Here is an 18,590-nt window from a genome sequence, read left to right on the forward strand (position 1 = left end):
GGCGTGGATCGGCTCGAGCTGGAGGTGCACGATATCGATGCGATGGTGCTCACCGGCATTTATTCGGAAGAGACCCATCTGCCCCAGCCGCTGCGCATCTCGATCACCGCCGAACTCGATTGCGAGCCGCATTACGCGCCAGGCACGCCGCTTTCAGCCTCCAAGAACTATCTCGACCTGAAACGCGCCGCGACCACGGCGCTGCCCGAGGGGGTCCATTTCACCCTGATCGAGGCGGTCGCCGATCATATTTGCGAAACCCTGCTGCTGCAGGATCAGCGGTTGCGCTGGGTGCGGGTTAAGATCGTCAAGCTCGCGATCGCCGAGGCGGGCGAATCGATCGGCATCACTCTCACGCGCCACCGGCGATGACGCGGATCGAGGCGACCGCGGATTGCCCCGCGTTGCTCGAGGCGGTGCGCGCGGCGCCCGGGGACGTCGTGGTAGTGCTCGGCGCCGACCTCGGCGTGCTCGAGCGCGCCCTGGCGAGCGCCGCGATCGGTCCGCTCGCGATCGAGCGCACCCCGGCGCGGGTCAACGCGGTCGATTGCGGCGCAGGCGTGGCGGCGGCGGATGTGGAGCAGGCGCTCGCCTTTCTGGAGGCCGCCGACTGCACCACTGGGCAGGTCCTTGCCCTCAGCGCTCGCAGCGCCCCAACTGATTGAGAACCAGGGTATAATCCTCGCGTGCTGCGGCCGCGTCCGGTGCGCCGAGCGCCTGCACCGCCCGGTCGGGGAGCGCCGGCGGCAGGAAGCAGGCGAGCCGATACCAGAGCAGCGTATCGCGCGCCGGCGGAGCGGCGGCTTCATCGACGATCTCGCTCAGCGCCACCGCCCAGCGCGGCTGCTCGCCAGGGCGCCGCAACACGCTCAGCGATACCGGGCGGCTGTCCTTGGTCGTCAGGAAAATCTGGGTTTCACCCTCGCCAGGCAGGCTGCCGGGCACGTGGAAGACATTGCCGATGCCGGTGATCTCCGGCGGCGCGTCGGGCGCGACGAGCGCGCGGGCGATCTCGCGCAGGCGCGCGTCGAAGCTCGGCGTCCAGGCCTGCTGGCCGCGCTTGCCGATTAGCTGGATTTGGTCCGCCTTGCCCGCGACGGGGGCGGCGAACAGCAGTACGCGCTGGCCCTTCAGCTTGGGCGGCCGGCCTCGCGCGTCGAGCGGCACATCGACCAGATAGTTAACGCGCGCTGGCAGTGATTCGCGGCCGCGGATCTGCGCGAGCACGTCGGCGGTGACGTCTAACCGGACGAATCCTGGCGCGAGCCCTGGCGATTCCGCCGGTTTCAACCGGCCCGCCGAGCGCACCACCGCGTCGATCACGCTGGGCGAGGTGCGCAGCAAATCCGCAACAAAGGCGTAAGGCGGGGGTGGCACCGGCGCTGCCGCAAGTGGCGGATTTTGGCCGAGAACCGCGGATGGCGGCGCGAAGAGCGCGGTAAACGCTGTCAAAAACGCGAGGGCGGGAACGCGGGACATACCCGCGCCGTTAGCGTAGGAAGTGTTTTTGATACAGAAATAAATCGGCCAACCAGGGATTGTACGTTTGTTGCGTCCGACAAAGCGTTTGCATGGGTTTCGAGTGGGCGATAGAGACTCGGGCTCTGTAGGATATAAAGGCTCACGGCTCCCGGCCGCGGCCGACCCTGGGGCAGGGCCGGACACGGGGCAGGGTTGCCGGATAAAAACGGAGTTTCGTACCTGAATGGCTTATGCAGATCGCGATAACAGCGGCACAAGGTTGGTGGCGGTCGTCGTCGTCGTCATCCTTATGGCGGTGTTGGGCTACGCGTTCGTCACCGGCCTGGCGTTCCAATACGTCAAAAAGGTTAGCGAACAGCTGAACACCTTCGACGTCGCGCCGCCACCGCCGCCGCCGCCACCGCCGCCGCCGCCGCCGCCGGACGAGCCGCCGCCGCCGCCGCCGGATACCCCGCAGCCGACCTCGCCGCCGGTAGTCGCGCCGCCCGCGATCGTGCAAACGCCCGCGCCGCCGGTGAATATCGTCACCACCGCGACCCCGCCGCCGGCCGCGCCGGTGACGGTGACCGCCGCGCCGCCGGCGCCGGTGGTCGTCGCCCCGCCCGCACCGCCCAAGCCGAGCCTCGCCAGCCGCGCCTCGCCGCGCGGCAACCCGGGCGATTGGTTCACCGAGGACTATTACCCCGCCTCGGCCAAGCGCGAGGGCGTGCAGGGGCGCGTGGTTGTCGCGCTGACGATCGGCACCAACGGGCGCGTGACGGGGTGCAACGTCACCACCTCCAGCGGCAACGGCGAGCTCGACGCCGTCACCTGCCGTGTCGCGACGCGGAGCGGCCGTTTCACCCCGGCGAAGGACACCGAGGGCAACGCCGTCGAATCGAACTATACGCTGCCGGTGCGCTGGCAGCTGCGCGACGAATAATGAACCGCCGGCGCTGCTTGACCGTGGCGCCGGCATCCTTTTTTCTGGCCATGATCGACCGATAAGGAAAACACTATGCTGACCACCATCCTCACCGCCGCCGCCGGGGGCGCGAAGAACGAAAATCCGTATGGCTTCTGGGAAGCGCTGCAGCAGGGCGGCGTGATCGCCTGGTCCGTGGCGGGCATCCTCACGCTCATGCTGTTCGTTTCGCTCTACATCTTCTTCGTGAAGATTTTCGAGCAGTCGAAGATCAACGCGCAGACCAAGCGCGTCCGTTCGGGCTTCTGGAACCTGACCAGCCTGCGCGAGGGCGCGGCCAAGCTGGAGCCGAACTCGGCCTATCGCCAGATCGTCGATGACGGCCTCGCCGCGCAGGAGCAGCACGGCAAGCTCACCGATCCGGTCGAAGCGCATGACTGGCTGCATGGCTCGCTCGCACGCTCGGAAGCCACGATCAATTCGTCGCTCGGCGGTGGTCTCGCCTTCCTCGCGACCGTCGGCGCGACCGCGCCGTTCATCGGGCTATTCGGCACCGTGGTCGGTATCTATCGCGCGCTGATCAAGATCGGTTCGTCGGGCGACCCGTCGATCGACAAGGTCGCGGGGCCGGTGGGTGAAGCGCTGATCATGACCGCTTTCGGTCTGGTCGTCGCGGTGCCGGCGGTGCTCGGCTACAACTTCCTGCAGCGCCGCAACAAGCAGATCGCCGAGGACCTGAACGCCTTCTCGAACGACGTGCTCGGCTTCCTTGCCTCCAACGGCGCGGTGCGCCCGGTGACGCGCGGCGCGAAGCCCGCGGCGGCCCCCGCCAAGCCGGCGGCCGCGCCCGCCAAGCCGACCGCGGCGTAACTGCTTCGCCCCGGGTCGCGCGCGGCCCGGGGCTGTTCACACATAGGATAGTTCGCAAATGGCGATCAGCACTGGCGGAGGAGGCTCCGCCGATAAGCCCCTGTCGGACATCAACACGACGCCGCTCGTGGACGTGATGCTCGTGCTGCTCATCATCTTCCTGATCGCGGTGCCCGTCGCGGTGCAGTCGGTGAAGGTGAAGCTGCCCGAGGTTCGGTACGACCCGACCGTGACCAAGCCGGAGAATATTTCGCTCGCGGTGCGCGGCGGCCCCGGCGGCACTTGCGAGGTGTTCTGGAACCTGACCAAGGTCAGCAGCCAGGAACTGCTCGACCGCGCGGTGGCCAAGCTCAAGGCCGACGTCGAGCGAATGGGTGACAGCCTCACCGCCGACAACCTGCCCGAGGCACATATCCGCGGCGACGTCGACACGCCGTACAAGTGCATCGGCGGCACCATCTTCACCATGCAGAAGGCCGGCTATCCCAAGGTCGGCTTCATCTCGCAGCCGCCGCCGGGCTCCGCGCTCGCCGAGCGGCAGTGATCAGGAGTAACAGATCATGGCAATGAGCGGCGGTTCCGATGATGGCGAACCGATGATGGAAATGAACACCACGCCGTTGATCGACGTGTTGCTCGTGCTCCTTATCATGTTCATCATCACGCTTCCGATCCCGACCCATGCGGTGAAGGTCGATCTTCCGCAGAAGAGCAATCCGCAGACCGTTGATCCGGTGAAGAACAAGATCGTGATCAACGCGGCGGGCGTCACGCTGTGGAACGGCCAGCCGGTCGACGACCAGACGCTGGCGCAGTTCCTCGAGCAGTCAAAGTCGCTCGATCCCGAGCCCGAGCTGCAATTCCAGCCCGAGCCTGAAGCGCGCTATGAAGTTGTCGATCGTGTGCTCGCGGTGGTCAAGCGGTCGGGCGTCGGCAAGCTGGGGTTTGTCGGCAACGAGCAGTATCGCAACGATTTCTGATTGTTGCACTCAGTTGTGAAGGGGCGGGGCGAGGCTTTCGCGCCGCCCTTTTCTTATGGGCAGGCCGGCTGATTGGTTCGCGCAGAGGCGCAGAGGCGCAGAGGACGCAAAGAGGAGGGGGCTTGGGGCCTCCCCAAGTCACCGAAGGCGCCTCGCCGTTATGACGATAAACGCTTCGCGCGCTCCTGAGATCGCCGCCCTCTGCGCCTCTGCACGAACCAAGAAACGCCTTGAGGCGGAGCCCGACCTTCACAATTTGGGCAACGTCACCCCGCGCTGGCCCATATATTTGCCCGCGCGGTCGGCGTAGCTCACCTCGCAGGGCTCGTTGCCTTGCAGAAACAGGAACTGGCACGCGCCCTCGTTCGCATAGATGCGCGCCGGCAGCGGGGTCGTGTTCGAGAATTCGAGCGTCACATGCCCCTCCCAGCCGGGCTCCAAAGGGGTGACGTTCACAATGATCCCGCAGCGTGCATAGGTCGATTTACCGAGGCAGATCACCAGCACGTCGCGCGGTACCCGGAAATATTCGACCGTACGGGCGAGCGCGAAGCTGTTGGGCGGGATCACGCACACGTCGGTCTGGCGATCGACGAAGCTATTCGCGGCAAAGTTCTTGGGATCGACCACCGCCGAATCGACATTGGTGAAAATCTTGAACTCGTCGGCCACCCGCGCGTCATAGCCATAGCTCGACAAGCCATAGCTGATGCAGCCCTCGCGCACCTGGCGCTCAACGAACGGCTCGATCATGCCGTGGGCGAGCGCCTGCTCGCGGATCCAGCGGTCGGCCATGATCATGCGTCGACTCCCAGATTGGCCGGCCCGAAGGCATGGGGTAGCAACGTCGAAAGTTTATGGGTGACGACCGCGCCCGCGACGCTGGCGCAGTGGATCGGCAGGTCGTGGCCGCTCAGTTGTGCCGCCTCATTCAGGATTTGGCGGCAGCGACCACAGGGGGTGACGATCCCGGCATCGCCCAATCCTTCGGCGCGCATCACCCCGCCGATCACCGCGACCTCGCGCACCGCACGCAGTTGGCCGCCGCTGTTGGCGCTCGCCAGCGCCACCGTCTCGGCGCAGAGCGACAGGCCGTAGCTCGCATTCTCGAAATTGGCGCCGGTGATGATGCCGCCATCGGCGAGCCGCAGTGCCGCACCCACCGCGAAATTTGAATAGGGCGCATAGGCATGGGCCGCGGCGGCGCGCGCGGCGGCGATCAGGTCGTTCATGGTGCGATCACGTCCCAATGGACGGGCGCGGGGGCGCCCTCGATCCGGTGAAAGTCGCTCGCCTGCCACATTCGCCAGGGTCGGGCGGCATAATCGGGGGCGAGCAGGTTGCCGGTTTCCCAGACGGGGCAGGGCAGTGCCGCGCTCACCTGATAAGCGCGCTCGAACGCGGGGGAGACGCGGAGCAACGCGGCATGGCCGGCATGGGCCTCGATCGCGCCGAGCATCTGGCGCAACTCCGCAATCAGCGCGGCGCGCTCGGGCCGGCGGGGGCAGGCGGGATCGAAATCGAGCGCGAGCGCGGGCGGCAGCGCGTCGGGACTGCGCGGCACCAGCGCCAGGAACGCCTCGGCCTGCGCGCGCGCGGGGGCGCATAGGGAATAGACATGGATCGCGCCGCGGCCCAGTCCGGCCTCGGCGAGCGCCTCCCAATCGCTCTCGAACGCTGGGTCGCGAGCGATGCCCTCGGTCGCGACGTGATAGACGAACGCCGCGCCCGCTGCCTTCAACTGGCGCCATTCGAACGGCCCCTCGCCGCCGCGAACGTCCATGCCCTGGAAGGGGTAGCGCTCGCGCGACGGCGCCCAGCTTTCCGCGAGCCGCCAGCCGGCCAAGCCCAGGCAGCCAAGGCCGATCGCGCCGGCGGCGATGACGGGCAGCCAGCGCTTCATCCCTTGATGTGAAGCACGCAGATCAGGGTAAACAGGCGGCGGGCGGTATCAAAATCGATCTCGATCTTGCCTTCCAGCCGCTCCTTGAGCAGCTCGGCTGCCTCGTTGTGGACCCCGCGCCGCGCCATGTCGACCGTTTCGATCTGTTGCGGCGTCGCATGGCGGATCGCCTGATAATAGCTGTCGCAGATCGCGAAATAGTCCTTGATCGGGCGGCGGAAGCGGCCGAGCCCGAGCACATAAGTCTCAAGCGCGCTGCCATCCTCGCGCGCGATCGAGATGGCGAGCCTCCCTTCCTCCACCGACAGCGCGATGCGGTACGGCCCGGAATAACCATCCGGATATTCACGCGCGGGCTTGAAATAATTACCCTCGATCAGATCGAAGATCGCGATCCGCCGCTCCTGCTCGATATCGGCGTTGCGCCACAGGATCGTATGCTCGTCGAGGGTGATGTCGATGATGCGGGGATCGACCATGGCTTCAGCCTATCGGGCGAACCGGCGCGCGAATCAACCTTATCCACGTGTTTCAATCCAACGCGCGCTTGAGCCCGGCGCGGCGGAGTGAGAAGGGGGCGGGATGGCGACCGCTTTTGCTGCTCCCCCCACCGCCGCGCCCGCCCGCGCGCTGCCGCACAATGTCGAGGCGGAGGCCGCTCTGCTCGGCGCGATGCTGATCGACGCGCGGGTGGCGGACGACATGGTCGAGTTGCTCGATGCCGAGCATTTCTACGATCCGCTCCACGGCCGCGTGTTCGAGGCGGTGAAGAAGCTGCGCCGCGCCGGGCTGCTCGCCACGCCAGTGACGCTGAAACCTATGTTCGAGCAGGATGCCGGGATGCAGGCGCTGGGCGGCCCGAGCTATCTCGCGCAGCTGACCGGAAGCGGTGCCGCGCTGATCGGCGCGCGCGATTTCGCCGGGCAGATCAAGGATCTGGCGATGCTGCGTACGCTGATCGGCGTCGGGCGCGAGCTGGTCGACAAGGCGTTCGATACCTCGAGCGAGGTCAACCCCAAGAAGCAGATCGAGGAGGCAGAGGAGTCGCTGTTCCGCATCTCGGGCGACACCGAGAGCCAGAAGTCGGTGAAGACGTTCGGCGCCGCCGCCACGCTCGCGCTACAGATGGTCGAGCGCGCGCAGAATGCGGGCGGGAGCCTGTCGGGCATCACGACCGGGCTCGATTCGGTCAACGGCAAGACGGGCGGATTGCATCGGTCGGACCTGGTGATCCTCGCCGGGCGGCCGGGCATGGGCAAGACCTCGCTCGCCACCAACATCGCCTTTAACGCCGCGCAGCGCTATCTGCGCGACCGCGAGGACGGAATCGAGGGCAGCCGCTCTGTCGGCTCGCGGGTGGCGTTCTTCAGCCTGGAAATGTCGGCCGACCAGCTCGCGACGCGCATTCTCGCCGAGCAATCGCGCGTCTCCAGTGAGAAACTACGCATGGGCACGCTTAATTCGCAGGAAATGCAGCGGCTGATCCAGGCGTCGATCGAACTGCAAAACCTGCCGCTGTACATTGACGATACCGCAGGCCTCTCGATCGCCGGGCTGCACACGCGGATGCGCCGGCTGCAACGCAAGTTCGAGGGTGAGATCGGGCTGGTGGTGGTCGATTATCTCCAGCTACTGTCGGGTAGCGCGCGGGGTGGCGACAATCGCGTGCAGGAGATCAGTGAAATCTCGCGCGGATTGAAGACGATGGCGAAAGATCTGAACGTCGCGGTGGTCGCGTTGTCGCAGCTCAGCCGCGCGGTCGAGCAGCGCGAGGACAAGCGCCCGCAACTCTCCGACCTGCGTGAATCGGGCTCGATCGAGCAAGACGCGGACATGGTGTGGTTCGTCTATCGCGACGATTATTACCACGCCGCGCGCGAGCCCACCGACCGATCGAGCGACGCCTATATGGCTTGGCTGGAGGAGGGGAACCGCATCCAGGGCATTTCGGAGCTGCTGATCTCCAAGCATCGCCACGGCGCGACCGGCAAAGCGACCTTGTTCTTCGATCGCGAAGTGACGCGCTTCAGCGACTATGCCGGCCCAGGCGCGCCAGTAGGCTAGCGTACCGTCGTCATTGTGGCTTGCTAAACCACGCTGGACATGATGTAGTTGATGATCACGTGAGCCAGACAGTAGCCGCGTAAAGCGCTGGCACGTCCCGTCTACCGATGGAGTGGGACTGTATGGCCTTGGCCCGCATTTTTCCCTGGGTGTCGCGTTATCGTGCCGCGTTGATCGCTCGGAGCGCGCGCCATGTCGGCTGATCTCGCGCCCGAAACGCTGCACGCAAGCGCCGATAAGGCGCCGGTCGCTCTGACTAATCCTGTGCGCACGCGCGCCGATTGGGAGGCGATGCGCGCCGCCGTCCTCGCCGATCCGGGCGCGTTCCACGGTGCGATCGCGGCCGAGGCGCTGCATTGGCGCGTGGGCGATGCCTGGCTGCAGCGCGATGCGGACGGAACGTGGCGCGGATGGGATGCCGGCACGGGCGCGCCCGTCGCCCCTGATCTTCCCATCGGTTTCGCCCCGTGGACTAACGCATTCGATGCAAGCGACGCGCCGCACTGGCGCTGGTTCACGGGGGCGCGCACCAATGGTGCGTTCAACGAGGTCGATCGTCATGTGCTTGCCGGGCACGGTGCCGAGACCGCGCTGATCTTCGAGGGCGACCGCTGGGACATGGCGGCCGAGGGGGGACGGGGGGCGCCGGTCGATTGCTTCACCGTCTCGCGCAAGCAGTTGCTGCTCGAAAGCGTCAAGTGCGCGCTGGCGCTCGCTAAGCTCGGGCTGAAGCCCGGCGATCGGCTGGTGCTCAACATGCCGAGCATCATGCCGCAAATCTTCTGGACCGAAGGCGCCAAGCGGCTCGGCGTCGTCTATACGGCGGTGTTCGGCGGGTTCAGCGACAAGACGCTTTCGGACCGTATCTGCGACGCCGGCGCGAAAGTGATCGTCACCTCCGACGGCAGCTATCGCAATGCGCAGGTCGCCGCGTTCAAGAACGCCTATACCGATCCGGCGCTGGATAATTTCGTGCCGGTCGCCACCGCTTTGACGGTACTCGCCGAGCTTGATCTTGGTTTGGCCGAGGAAGACGCCGAGCGGATCCGCGCGACCGTCGCCGAAACGCTTGCCGGCGAAGTGACGGTCGAGCGATCGGACATCATGCGCGGGGTCGGGCGGGCGCTGGCGGCGCTTGGCAAGGACGGGCGGCTGAGCGCGGCCGACGCGGCGCGGCTGCGCATCGCGATCGCCTCGGCGTTGGTCACGCTGCCGCCCCGGGTTGAAGCGGTGATCGTCGTCCGCCACACCGGCCAGGGCGATGTGATCTGGCGCGAGGAGCGTGACCATTGGGCGCACGCGCTGACCGCCGAAGCGCTTGGCGACATTCTCGCGGCAGCCCGCGCCGCCGGTTTCGCGGTGGAAAGCCAGGCCGATATGCTGGCGCTCGACGATCGCGATTTCGTCCGCGCTATCTGGGCGAGTTCCAAGCCGCTGCCGGTCGATGCCGAATTCCCGATGTTCTTCATCTACACCTCGGGCTCGACGGGGAAGCCCAAGGGCGTGGTGCATGTCCATGGCGGCTATTCCGCCGGCATCGCGCACACGATGCGGGTCGCGTTCGACGCCCGGCCGGGCGATACGATGTATGTCGTGGCCGATCCGGGTTGGATCACCGGCCAAAGCTATATGATCGCCGCCGCGTTGCTGACGCGGGTGACGAGCCTGGTGTCCGAAGGATCGCCCGTCTTTCCCCATGCGGGGCGCTTCGCCGCGATGATCGAGCGGCACCGGGTGAGCATCTTCAAGGCCGGCGTCACGTTTCTAAAGTCGGTGATGGCCGACCCCGCCAATCTTGCCGATATCGAGCGATACGACCTGTCGAGTTTGCGCGTCGCGACCTTCTGCGCCGAGCCCACCTCGCCGGCTGTTCAGGCGTTCGGGATGGCGCATGTCGTGCAGCAGTATATCAACAGCTATTGGGCGACCGAGCATGGCGGCATCGCCTGGACCCATTTTTATGGGAACGCCGATTTCCCGCTCGAAGCCAATGCCCATGCCTATCCGCTGCCCTGGATCGTTGGCGACGTATGGGTGGAGGATGAGGCGGCCGCCCCTGCAGCGGCGCCTTTCGCGCGGCATGAAGGCGAGGGGACGGCTTGGCGGCCGGCTGAGACGGGGGAGAAGGGCGATGTCGTCATCACCGTGCCCTATCCCTATCTCGCCCGCACGATCTGGGGCGACGCCGCCAATTTCAAGGTAAGCGACGGCGCCGTCGCCGCGGGCTGGCGTGGCGATGCCGAGCGTTGGGCCGGCGGCTATTGGCGGCGCTGGCGCGGCGCCTGGGCCTATACCCAGGGCGATTTCGCGGTGCGCCATGCGGGCGGATCATTCAGCTTCCACGGCCGCAGTGACGATGTGATCAATGTCTCGGGCCACCGGATGGGCACCGAGGAGATCGAGGGCGCGATCCTGCGCGACAAGGCGCTCGATCCCGACTCACCTGTCGGCAATGTGCTGGTGGTCGGCGCCCCGCACCGCGAAAAGGGGCTTACCCCGCTCGCTTTCGTGGTACCGGTCGCGGGGCGCAAGCTGACGCTCGACGACAAGCGCAGGCTGTTCGAGCTGGTCCGCACCGAGAAAGGCGCGGTCGCGGTGCCTTCGGACATTATCGAGGTGTCGCAATTCCCCGAGACGCGCAGCGGCAAATATATGCGCCGCATGGTGCGTGCGCTGGTCGAAGGCGGCGCGGTGGGCGACGCGACGACGCTGCGTAATCCCGAGGCGCTCGTCGAGATTAAATCCGCGATCGAGCGCTGGCAACGCCGTCAGCAGCTCGCCGAGAACCAGGCGCTGTTCGATCGCTACCGCTACTTCCTCGTGCAGTATAATCAGGTCGCGCCGGGCAAGCGGGTGGCGACCGTCACCGTCACCAACCCGCCGGTCAACGCGCTCAACGAGCGCGCGATCGACGAGCTGGTGATCGTCGTCGAGCATCTGTCGCGCAAGGACGATGTTGTCGCGGTGGTGTTCACGGGCCAAGGCACCAGTTCGTTCGTCGCGGGCGCCGACATCCGCCAGATGCTGGAGGAAATCCATAGCCTCGACGAGGCGATGGTGCTGCCCAACAACGCCCAGCTCGCCTTCCGCAAGATCGAGACGATGGGCAAGCCATGCATCGCCGCAGTGCAAGGCGTGGCGCTCGGCGGCGGGATGGAGTTCGCGCTGGCCTGCCACTACCGCGTCGCCGAGCCGACCGCGCGCTTCGGCCAGCCTGAAATCAGGCTGCGGCTGCTCCCCGGTTATGGCGGCACCCAGCGCCTGCCGCGCCTGCTGCTCGATCGGCGTGGAGCGGAGGGCTTGCGCGATGCGCTCGATCTGATCCTGGGCGGCCGCAGCATCGATGCAGCAAAGGCGCAGCAAATCGGGTTGATCGATATGTTGGTCGATGGCCGGCGGGATGCGCTCGCGGAGGCCCATGCGCTGGTTCGGGATTATGTGCGCGAAGGCACGAACAGTGCGCTCGGCAAAGCTTATGCTGCGCGGCAAGCGGCGACCCGCGAATGGGAAACGGCTTCTGAAGCATCCCTCGATATGGTGCTGGAGGACGGCTTCTTGCAGCGTATCCTCCGCCAACTCGATTGGGCCGGAAGGGGGGAAGCAGGCGCGCGCGCGCTCGATGCAGTGCGGACCGGGCTGGCGCATGGCATGGCCGCAGGACTCGCGCGAGAGGCGCGGCTGTTCGCCGAGGCGATCGTCGATCCGCAGGGCGGCAAGACCGGCATCCGCCAGTTCATCGACAAGGTGAGCCCGCCGCTGCCGGTGCGACGCGACGGGGTGTGGATCGACGCCGAACACGCCCCGCGCGGCGCGGCGCTGCAGGCGGCGGGCGAATTGCTGCCGGTGGGCGCGCCCTTCTACCCTGGCGTCACTCCGATCCCGGCCTGGCAATATGCCTTTGGCGTCGCGCGCGATCCCGATACCGGCGCGCCGCGCTTCGGCCCGCCCGCCACCCATGAGCATGAACTGATCGTGAAAGTGCCTGAACCGGCGCCCAACGAAGCCCTGCTCTACATGCTGACGAGCGAGGTGAACTTCAACGACATCTGGGCGCTGACCGGCATCCCCGTCTCGCCGTTCGACGCGCATGAAGAGGATGTGCAGATCACCGGATCGGGCGGCATCGCGCTCGTCGCAGCGCTCGGCAGCGAGGCACGCGCCGAGGGGCGGGTGAAGGTCGGCGATTTGGTGACGGTCTATTCGGGCACCAATGATCTGCTCTCCCCCCAGGTCGGCAATGATCCGATGTTCGCCGATTTCTCGATCCAGGGCTATGAGACCGAAACCGGCAGCCATGCGCAGTTCCTGAGCGTGCAGGCGCCGCAGATGCACGCCATCCCGCCCGATCTCACGCTGGAGCAGGCGGGGAGCTATGTGCTGAACCTGGGCACTGTGGCGCGCTGCCTGTTCACCACCTTGAAGATCGCGCCGGGGCGACGGCTGTTCGTCGAAGGATCGGCGACCGGGACTGGTCTTGATGCACTGCGCAGCGCGGTGCGGACCGGGTTGCAGGTGACCGGGCTCGTCTCCTCGCCCGAGCGTGCGGAGTTCGTCGCGGGGCAGGGGGCAGTCGGAGCGATCAACCGCAAGGATCCCGCGCTCGCCGCCTTGTTCACGGTTGTGCCCGAGAACGTAGCCGAAGCGCGGGTGTGGGAGGCAGCGGGCGCGCCGCTCATCGCCGCCTATCGCGCGCTCAACGACGGGGCGCTCGCCGATTATGTCGTGAGCCATGCGGGCGAAACCGCCTTCCCGCGCAGCTTCCAGCTGCTCGCCGAAGGAGGGACGCTTGCCTTCTATGGCGCTTCGTCGGGCTATCACTTCAGCTTCATGGGCAAGCCGGGGGCTGCGAGCCCGGAGGAGATGCTGCGCCATGCAAGCTTGCGCGGCGGCGAGGCGGTGCTGCTCTATTACGGCCCCGGCTCGACCGAGCTACTCGACCAAATGGGGCTGGAGATTATCGAGGCCGCGCGCCGCTTCAACGCGCGCAGTGTGGTCGCCACCACCACCGATGGCCAGCGGGAGTTCCTGCAATCGCTAGGGCTGGAGGAGGCGATCGAGGGCATCGTCAGCCTCGAGACGATCCGGCGGACCGAGGGCGGCAATTTCCTGTGGCCCGATACCATGCCACGCCTGCCCGACGCCAAGGCCGATATCGATCGCTTCAAGGCGGCGGTCCGCGATTATCAGGATCGGGTGATGAAGCCGTTCGGCGGCGCGGTCGGTCGCATCCTGCGCTCGGCCGACAATCCGCGTGGCGCGCCCGATCTTATCTTCGAGCGCGCGGGGCAGGATACGCTTGGCGTCTCGACCTCGCTGGTTAAACCCTTCACCGGCCGCGTCGTCTTCGCCGAAGATCTGCAAGGGCGCCGCTTCACCTTCTACGCCCCCCAGGTGTGGACGCGTCAACGCAAGATCCTGATGCCGACCGCGTCGATCCTCGGCACCCATCTGTGCAACGCCTATGAAGTCGCGCGCATGAACGACATGATCGCCGCCGGCCTGCTCGAGGTAACCGAGCCGAGCGTCGTCGCCTGGAACGAGTTGCCGCAAGCTCATCAGGCGATGTGGGACAATGTCCATGCCGGCGCGACTTATGTTGTCAACCACGCGCTCCCCGCGCTTGGCCTGCGCAGCCGTGACGAGCTGCTCGAAATGTGGGCGGCGCAGGAAAGCACCCCGCCCGATTGAGCGCAGCCGCGCCCCCTGACACCCCCAAGCCCGGAGACCAGCATGGCCAAAAGCACGATCGCCGAGCGCGCGGCGAAGCCCAAGACCAAGGCGGCGCCGATGGACGCGGCGCTCTCTCCCGCCGGTCGGCTTGCGGGCAAAATCGCGGTCGTCACGGGCGCGGCGGGCAATATCGGCGGCTATATCGTTCGCCGCTATCTCGCCGAAGGCGCCACAGTGGTGATGACCGGGCGTACGCCCAGCCGTACCGATGCCGCCGCGCAGGCAATCCGTGTCGAACTGGGGATCGCATCGGACCAGCTGGCGACGGTGACTCTCGACGGCGCCGATCCGGCCTCGGTCCGCGCGGCGATCGCCGAGGTGGTCGAGCGGTTCGGGCGGATCGACATTCTGGTGAACAATGCCGGCTCGGCCGGGCCGAAGCAGCCGCTCGAAGCGCTGCCGCTCGACGCCGCCGAACTCGCCGCGCTCCAGAAATCTGGCTCAACCGACGCTGAGACCGTGGGCGACGCGATGCGCAGCCTGCTCGGCGTCGCGTGGCATGTCGCGCGCGAGGCGGCGCCGGCGATGATCGAGGGTGGGTCGATCATCAACGTCTCGACCATCTTTTCGCGCACGCCCTATTATGCGCGCACCGCCTATGTCGTGCCCAAGGCGGCGCTCAATGCCTGGTCGCGCGAATTGTCGCTGGAGCTGGGGCCGCGCGGGGTGCGGGTGAACCTCGTTTATCCCGGCCCGATCGAAAGCGAGCGCATCCGCAGCGTGTTCGCGACGATGGACAAGATGCGCGGCGACGAGCCGGGCACCACCGCCACCCAATTCTTTGACATGATGTCGCTGGAGCGCGCGACCGGCGGGAATGCGCGCGCGAAAACCTTCCCGACGCCAGACGATATCGCCGCGACCTGCGTGTTTCTCGGCAGCGACGAGTCCGCCGCCTATAACGGCCATGATTTCGAGGTGACGCACGGTATGACCGTGCGCAAGGAGCAGCGCTCGACCTATCTCTCGCGCCCGACGATGCGCTCGATGGACGGCACCGGCCTCGCGGTGCTGATGGTCGCCGGCGATGGTTGGGAAGACGCGCTGGAGATCGCTCGCGTCCAGATTGGCTGCGGCGCCCAGGTGTTGCTCGGGCTCGCGCGCCAAGCCGATGTCGCGATCGCCCAGGCGCGCGCCAAGGCCGAAGGGATTGGTGACAAGCTGACGATCGTCCGCTTCAACCGTACCGAGCCAGCGGCGATGGAAAAGGCACTGGAGGATTACACCGCCGAACAGATGCCGATCACCGCCGCGCTGTTCCTGCCGGCGCTCGCGCCCGAGGAAGTGCAGGGCAGTCTGGTGGGCGCGGAACGCGAGATGGTCGACCGTTTCCTCGACATCGAGCTGACCGGCGCGATCGCGCTCGCCCGCACGATGAGCCGCTATTGGAAGCGCCACGACCGGCTGCTCCAGCCACCGCGCTTCGCCTTCGTCTCGAACGCGAGCGACGGGCGCGGCGATGTCTACGCGAACATGCTGCGCGCCGGTGTCGAGCAGCTGATCCGGGTGTGGCGCGACGAGTCCGAGATCGACGTCGCGCATGGCCGGCGCCGTCAGGCCGAATGGGGGAACCAGATCGTCCGCTTCACCAACGGCGAGGCCGAAAATATCCGCTTCACCGCCGGCCACGCCGCCCGCATCCTGCTGAAGGAAAGCAAGATCCGCGATGTGACGCTCTATCTGCCAAGCAGCATCGGCGAGGCGACCGGCGCGCGCAACGCGATGCCGGGGTTCAGCGAGAATATCACCGGGCTGCATCTTGGCAAGGTGGCGCTCATCACCGGCGGTTCGGCGGGGATTGGCGGCCAGGTCGCGCGGCTGTTGGCGCTCGCGGGCGGCAAGGTGATGATGGTCGCCCGGCGCGAAAGCGAACTGGCGGTCGCGCGCGCCCGGATCGTGAGCGAACTGGAGGATATCGGCTTCGCGGGCGTCGAGCGGCGGGTGCAGACGATGGCGAATGTCGACGTCAGCGACTTCACTTCGCTGCGAAAAGCGGTCCAGGCGACGATCAAGGCGTTCGGGCGGATCGATTATCTAATCAACAATGCCGGCGTCGCGGGTGCCGAGGAAATGGTCGTCGATATGAGCGTCGACGCCTGGAACTATACCCTCGACGCCAACCTCATCAGCAATTTCCTGCTGATCCACGATGTCGTGCCGCTGATGAAGGCGCAGGGATCGGGCTATATCCTCAACGTCTCGTCCTATTTCGGGGGCGAGAAATATCTGGCGGTGGCATATCCCAACCGTGCCGATTACGCGGTCTCGAAATCGGGGCAGCGCGCGATGGTCGAGTCGATGGCGCGTTATCTCGGGCCGGAAATCCAGTTCAACGCGATCGCGCCGGGTCCGGTCGATGGCGATCGGCTCGCGGGAACCGGCGGTAAGCCCGGACTGTTCGAGCGGCGGGGCAAGCTCATTCTCGAAAACAAGCGGCTGAACGCGGTCCATGCGGCCGTCGTCAAGGCGCTGCGCCGCGGGATAAGGGTGGAGGCGGTCCTCTCCCGCCTGTCGCGCAACGATACGGTGCGGATGTCGCACGATCCCAACAACCCCCGCGAACTGCGCGATCTGGCGCTTGCATGCGCCCGCGAGGGCGACGGGGTCTGCAGCTGGGATCGCTATCTGCTGACCCCCGCCATCGCCGCGCGGCTGGTGTCGCGACTCCGGCAAGCCGGCTATCTGCTCGACGCGCCCGGCTGGTCCGATCGCCCCGATACCAAGGAGGCCAACAGCGATTGGCTGCTCCGCACCCCGCCCGATGACGCGCCCTTCCTGCCCGCCGAGCGCATCGCGATCGAGGCGAAGAAGGTCGGCGGCGGCGTGCTCTCGCAGCTTTATCTCGGCAAGATGCCGACGGAAACCGACGTGGCCCAGGCGACCGTGTTCTTCCTGGCCGACCGGGCGGTGTCGGGCGAGACCTTCATGCCCTCGGGCGGGCTGTCAGTCGAACGCTCGACCACCGAGCGCGAGCTGTTCGGTGGGCCGAAGCAGGAGCGGCTCGATCAGATGCGCGGCCGCACCGTGTGGGTGATCGGCGAGCATCTCACCGATTACCTGGCCGAGGTGGCGCGCGCCTTCGTCAGCGATTGCCATGTCGCGCGTGTGGTCCTGATGGCGGCGAGCCCCGGCGGCTTGTCGGCGATCGAGGCCCAGCTTGACGATCTTCCCGAAGGGGCGGTCGAAACGATGGTCTACGGCGATGCGATCGAGGTCGCGATGGATTCGGCCCTGGTGCAATGGGGAAGGCCGACCACGATCCTCTCCACCCCCGCCGAACCGCTGCCGCAGCAGTTATTCGCGCTCGACGCGCCGCTGACGCCCGAGGCGTTCCGTGGGGTGGTCGCCGCCAACCTGACGCAGCAATTCCGGGTCGCGCGGAAGGCATCGCTCTATGACGGCTGCCAACTGGTGCTCACTTCCCCCGATGTGCCGATGGGCGATACCAGCCCGGCCTTCGCGCTCGCCAATTTCATCAAGACGACGCTCCACGCCTTCACCGCGACGCTGGCGGTTGAGAATGAGCGGCTGGTGCACGACGTGCCCGTCAACCAGATCAACCTAACCCGCCGCGTCCGTTCCGAAGAGCCACGCGATCTCGACGAGCATCTGGAGGAAGTGAAGCGCTTCGCCCGTGCGGTGTTGCTGCTCGGCGCGCCGCTTCCCGATGCCGAGGACTCGCGCTACCGTGCGCGCATCTATCGCGGGATGTCGATGACGGTGTGAGCGACTATCTGCCCTTCGAAAAGGCGATCGAGGCGCTTGAGCGGCGGGCGGCCGAACTGCGTGCCGAAGGGGCGCCCGAGGTCGAGGGGCGCCAGCTAGAGGAACGCGCCGAGCGGCTGCTCGATTACACTTATGCCCAGCTCACGCCGTGGCAGCGCACGCTGGTCGCGCGCCATCCCAAGCGACCGCAAATCCACGATTTCATCGCCGGACTGTTCGATGACTTCATGCCGCTGGGCGGCGACCGTGCCTTCGCCGACGATCCGGCGCTGATCGGTGGGCTCGCGCGGTTCCAGGGGCGGCCGGTGATGGTGATCGGCAACGCCAAGGGCCGCGATACCGCCGCGCGGCTCAAGCACAACTTCGGCATGGCGCGGCCCGAGGGCTATCGCAAGGCGATCCGCCTGCTCGATCTTGCCGACCGGTTTGGCCTGCCGGTGATCACCTTGGTCGATACCCCGGGCGCCTTTCCGGGGATCGACGCCGAGGCGCGTGGCCAGGCCGAGGCGATCGCGCGCGCGACCGAGCGTTGCCTGGGCGTGGCGAGCCCGCTGATCGCGGTGATTACGGGCGAAGGCGGATCGGGCGGCGCGGTCGCGCTCGCGGCCGGGGACCGAGTGCTGATGTTCGAGCACGCGGTCTATTCGGTGATCAGCCCCGAAGGCTGCGCCTCGATCCTGTGGCGTTCAGCCGAACGCGCGCCAGATGCCGCCGAGGCGATGCGGATCACCGCCGCCGATCTGCTGCGGCTGAAAGTGATCGACCGGATCGTTTACGAGCCCGTGGGCGGCGCGCACCGCCAGCCGGGGGTGGCGATCAAACGGCTGGGCATCGCGCTGGGCGAGGAGTTGCAGGCGTTGCGCGCGCTCACTCTGGAGGCGCGCCGGGTCGAGCGGCGGCAGCGTTTCCTGGCGATGGGACGGCTATAGGG

Annotated in this window: 15 protein-coding genes; 10 read left to right on the top strand and 5 right to left on the bottom strand. The window is 66.9% G+C overall.

From position 1 onward, the window contains the following. The first annotated feature begins 3 nt into the window (after positions 1 to 3). Complete coding sequence (locus K2X73_RS08460) at positions 4 to 372, top strand: dihydroneopterin aldolase (protein WP_294109943.1); 369 nt, start codon at positions 4 to 6, stop codon at positions 370 to 372. Next, positions 369 to 665 carry a Rossmann fold domain-containing protein gene (locus K2X73_RS08465; RefSeq protein ID WP_294109945.1) on the top strand — a complete coding sequence of 99 codons (297 nt, stop codon included), beginning with the start codon at positions 369 to 371 and terminating at the stop codon, positions 663 to 665. Before K2X73_RS08460 ends, K2X73_RS08465 begins: the two co-directional genes overlap by 4 nt. Here K2X73_RS08465 and K2X73_RS08470 read toward each other — a convergent pair. Continuing rightward, positions 637 to 1,377, bottom strand: a complete 741-nt coding sequence (locus tag K2X73_RS08470) for a hypothetical protein (RefSeq protein WP_294109946.1) — start codon at positions 1,375 to 1,377, stop codon at positions 637 to 639. The two genes, K2X73_RS08465 and K2X73_RS08470, sit on opposite strands and share 29 nt — an antisense overlap. 328 nt (positions 1,378 to 1,705) lie before the next feature. Here K2X73_RS08470 and K2X73_RS08475 point away from each other — a divergent pair, with 328 nt between their 5' ends. The 4 genes from K2X73_RS08475 (at position 1,706) to K2X73_RS08490 (ending at position 4,236) form a co-directional block, all read left to right on the top strand. Then, entirely contained in the window at positions 1,706 to 2,404 is a 699-nt protein-coding gene (locus K2X73_RS08475; protein WP_294109948.1) for an energy transducer TonB, read from the top strand. Positions 2,405 to 2,479: 75 nt separating this feature from the next. Beyond that, the gene (locus tag K2X73_RS08480) at positions 2,480 to 3,256 is read left to right on the top strand and encodes a MotA/TolQ/ExbB proton channel family protein (protein WP_294109950.1); all 777 of its coding nucleotides are present in this window, start codon (positions 2,480 to 2,482) and stop codon (positions 3,254 to 3,256) included. A 58-nt stretch (positions 3,257 to 3,314) separates the two neighbouring features. Continuing rightward, positions 3,315 to 3,800 (top strand): biopolymer transporter ExbD, encoded by a 486-nt coding sequence (locus K2X73_RS08485; protein WP_294109952.1) that lies wholly within the window; start codon positions 3,315 to 3,317, stop codon positions 3,798 to 3,800. Between the two features lie 16 nt (positions 3,801 to 3,816). After that, entirely contained in the window at positions 3,817 to 4,236 is a 420-nt protein-coding gene (locus tag K2X73_RS08490) for a biopolymer transporter ExbD (protein ID WP_294109955.1), read from the top strand. 249 nt (positions 4,237 to 4,485) lie between these two features. Here the strand turns inward: K2X73_RS08490 and dcd are convergent, their stop codons facing one another. Genes dcd through K2X73_RS08510 form a run of 4 tightly spaced genes read right to left on the bottom strand, consistent with a single transcriptional unit; the run spans position 4,486 to position 6,618 of the window. Continuing rightward, positions 4,486 to 5,037 carry a dCTP deaminase gene (gene dcd, locus K2X73_RS08495; RefSeq protein WP_294109957.1) on the bottom strand — a complete coding sequence of 184 codons (552 nt, stop codon included), beginning with the start codon at positions 5,035 to 5,037 and terminating at the stop codon, positions 4,486 to 4,488. Continuing rightward, positions 5,034 to 5,468, bottom strand: a complete 435-nt coding sequence (cdd, locus tag K2X73_RS08500) for a cytidine deaminase (protein ID WP_294109959.1) — start codon at positions 5,466 to 5,468, stop codon at positions 5,034 to 5,036. The genes dcd and cdd overlap by 4 nt, the downstream gene beginning before the upstream one ends. Continuing rightward, positions 5,465 to 6,139 (bottom strand): GH25 family lysozyme, encoded by a 675-nt coding sequence (locus K2X73_RS08505; protein ID WP_294109961.1) that lies wholly within the window; start codon positions 6,137 to 6,139, stop codon positions 5,465 to 5,467. Before K2X73_RS08505 ends, cdd begins: the two co-directional genes overlap by 4 nt. Then, positions 6,136 to 6,618 (bottom strand): UPF0262 family protein, encoded by a 483-nt coding sequence (locus K2X73_RS08510; RefSeq protein WP_294109963.1) that lies wholly within the window; start codon positions 6,616 to 6,618, stop codon positions 6,136 to 6,138. The genes K2X73_RS08505 and K2X73_RS08510 overlap by 4 nt, the downstream gene beginning before the upstream one ends. A 103-nt stretch (positions 6,619 to 6,721) precedes the next feature. On the opposite strand from K2X73_RS08510, the gene K2X73_RS08515 reads away from it, so the two are divergent. From K2X73_RS08515 to K2X73_RS08530, 4 genes are all read left to right on the top strand, one after another. Continuing rightward, positions 6,722 to 8,203 carry a replicative DNA helicase gene (locus K2X73_RS08515; protein WP_294109965.1) on the top strand — a complete coding sequence of 494 codons (1,482 nt, stop codon included), beginning with the start codon at positions 6,722 to 6,724 and terminating at the stop codon, positions 8,201 to 8,203. A gap of 192 nt (positions 8,204 to 8,395) precedes the next feature. Continuing rightward, entirely contained in the window at positions 8,396 to 13,891 is a 5,496-nt protein-coding gene (locus tag K2X73_RS08520; RefSeq protein ID WP_294109966.1) for an AMP-binding protein, read from the top strand. Positions 13,892 to 13,933: 42 nt separating this feature from the next. Next, the gene (locus tag K2X73_RS08525; protein WP_294109968.1) at positions 13,934 to 17,659 is read left to right on the top strand and encodes an SDR family oxidoreductase; all 3,726 of its coding nucleotides are present in this window, start codon (positions 13,934 to 13,936) and stop codon (positions 17,657 to 17,659) included. Continuing rightward, positions 17,656 to 18,588: an acetyl-CoA carboxylase carboxyltransferase subunit alpha gene (locus tag K2X73_RS08530; RefSeq protein WP_294109969.1), complete on the top strand. Its 933-nt coding sequence runs from the start codon at positions 17,656 to 17,658 to the stop codon at positions 18,586 to 18,588. The genes K2X73_RS08525 and K2X73_RS08530 overlap by 4 nt, the downstream gene beginning before the upstream one ends. Positions 18,589 to 18,590 lie beyond the last annotated feature (2 nt).

Origin of the sequence: Sphingomonas sp., assembly GCF_019746665.1 — a bacterium.
Classification (GTDB): domain Bacteria; phylum Pseudomonadota; class Alphaproteobacteria; order Sphingomonadales; family Sphingomonadaceae; genus Sphingomonas.

Coding starts and splice junctions, on each gene's coding strand:
- K2X73_RS08465 (WP_294109945.1), top strand. CDS start 369: ATGACGCGGATCGAGGCGACCGCGGATTGCCCCGCGTTGCTCGAGGCG.
- K2X73_RS08475 (WP_294109948.1), top strand. CDS start 1,706: ATGGCTTATGCAGATCGCGATAACAGCGGCACAAGGTTGGTGGCGGTC.
- K2X73_RS08480 (WP_294109950.1), top strand. CDS start 2,480: ATGCTGACCACCATCCTCACCGCCGCCGCCGGGGGCGCGAAGAACGAA.
- K2X73_RS08485 (WP_294109952.1), top strand. CDS start 3,315: ATGGCGATCAGCACTGGCGGAGGAGGCTCCGCCGATAAGCCCCTGTCG.
- K2X73_RS08490 (WP_294109955.1), top strand. CDS start 3,817: ATGGCAATGAGCGGCGGTTCCGATGATGGCGAACCGATGATGGAAATG.
- dcd (WP_294109957.1), bottom strand. CDS start 5,037: ATGATCATGGCCGACCGCTGGATCCGCGAGCAGGCGCTCGCCCACGGC.
- cdd (WP_294109959.1), bottom strand. CDS start 5,468: ATGAACGACCTGATCGCCGCCGCGCGCGCCGCCGCGGCCCATGCCTAT.
- K2X73_RS08505 (WP_294109961.1), bottom strand. CDS start 6,139: ATGAAGCGCTGGCTGCCCGTCATCGCCGCCGGCGCGATCGGCCTTGGC.
- K2X73_RS08510 (WP_294109963.1), bottom strand. CDS start 6,618: ATGGTCGATCCCCGCATCATCGACATCACCCTCGACGAGCATACGATC.
- K2X73_RS08515 (WP_294109965.1), top strand. CDS start 6,722: ATGGCGACCGCTTTTGCTGCTCCCCCCACCGCCGCGCCCGCCCGCGCG.
- K2X73_RS08520 (WP_294109966.1), top strand. CDS start 8,396: ATGTCGGCTGATCTCGCGCCCGAAACGCTGCACGCAAGCGCCGATAAG.
- K2X73_RS08525 (WP_294109968.1), top strand. CDS start 13,934: ATGGCCAAAAGCACGATCGCCGAGCGCGCGGCGAAGCCCAAGACCAAG.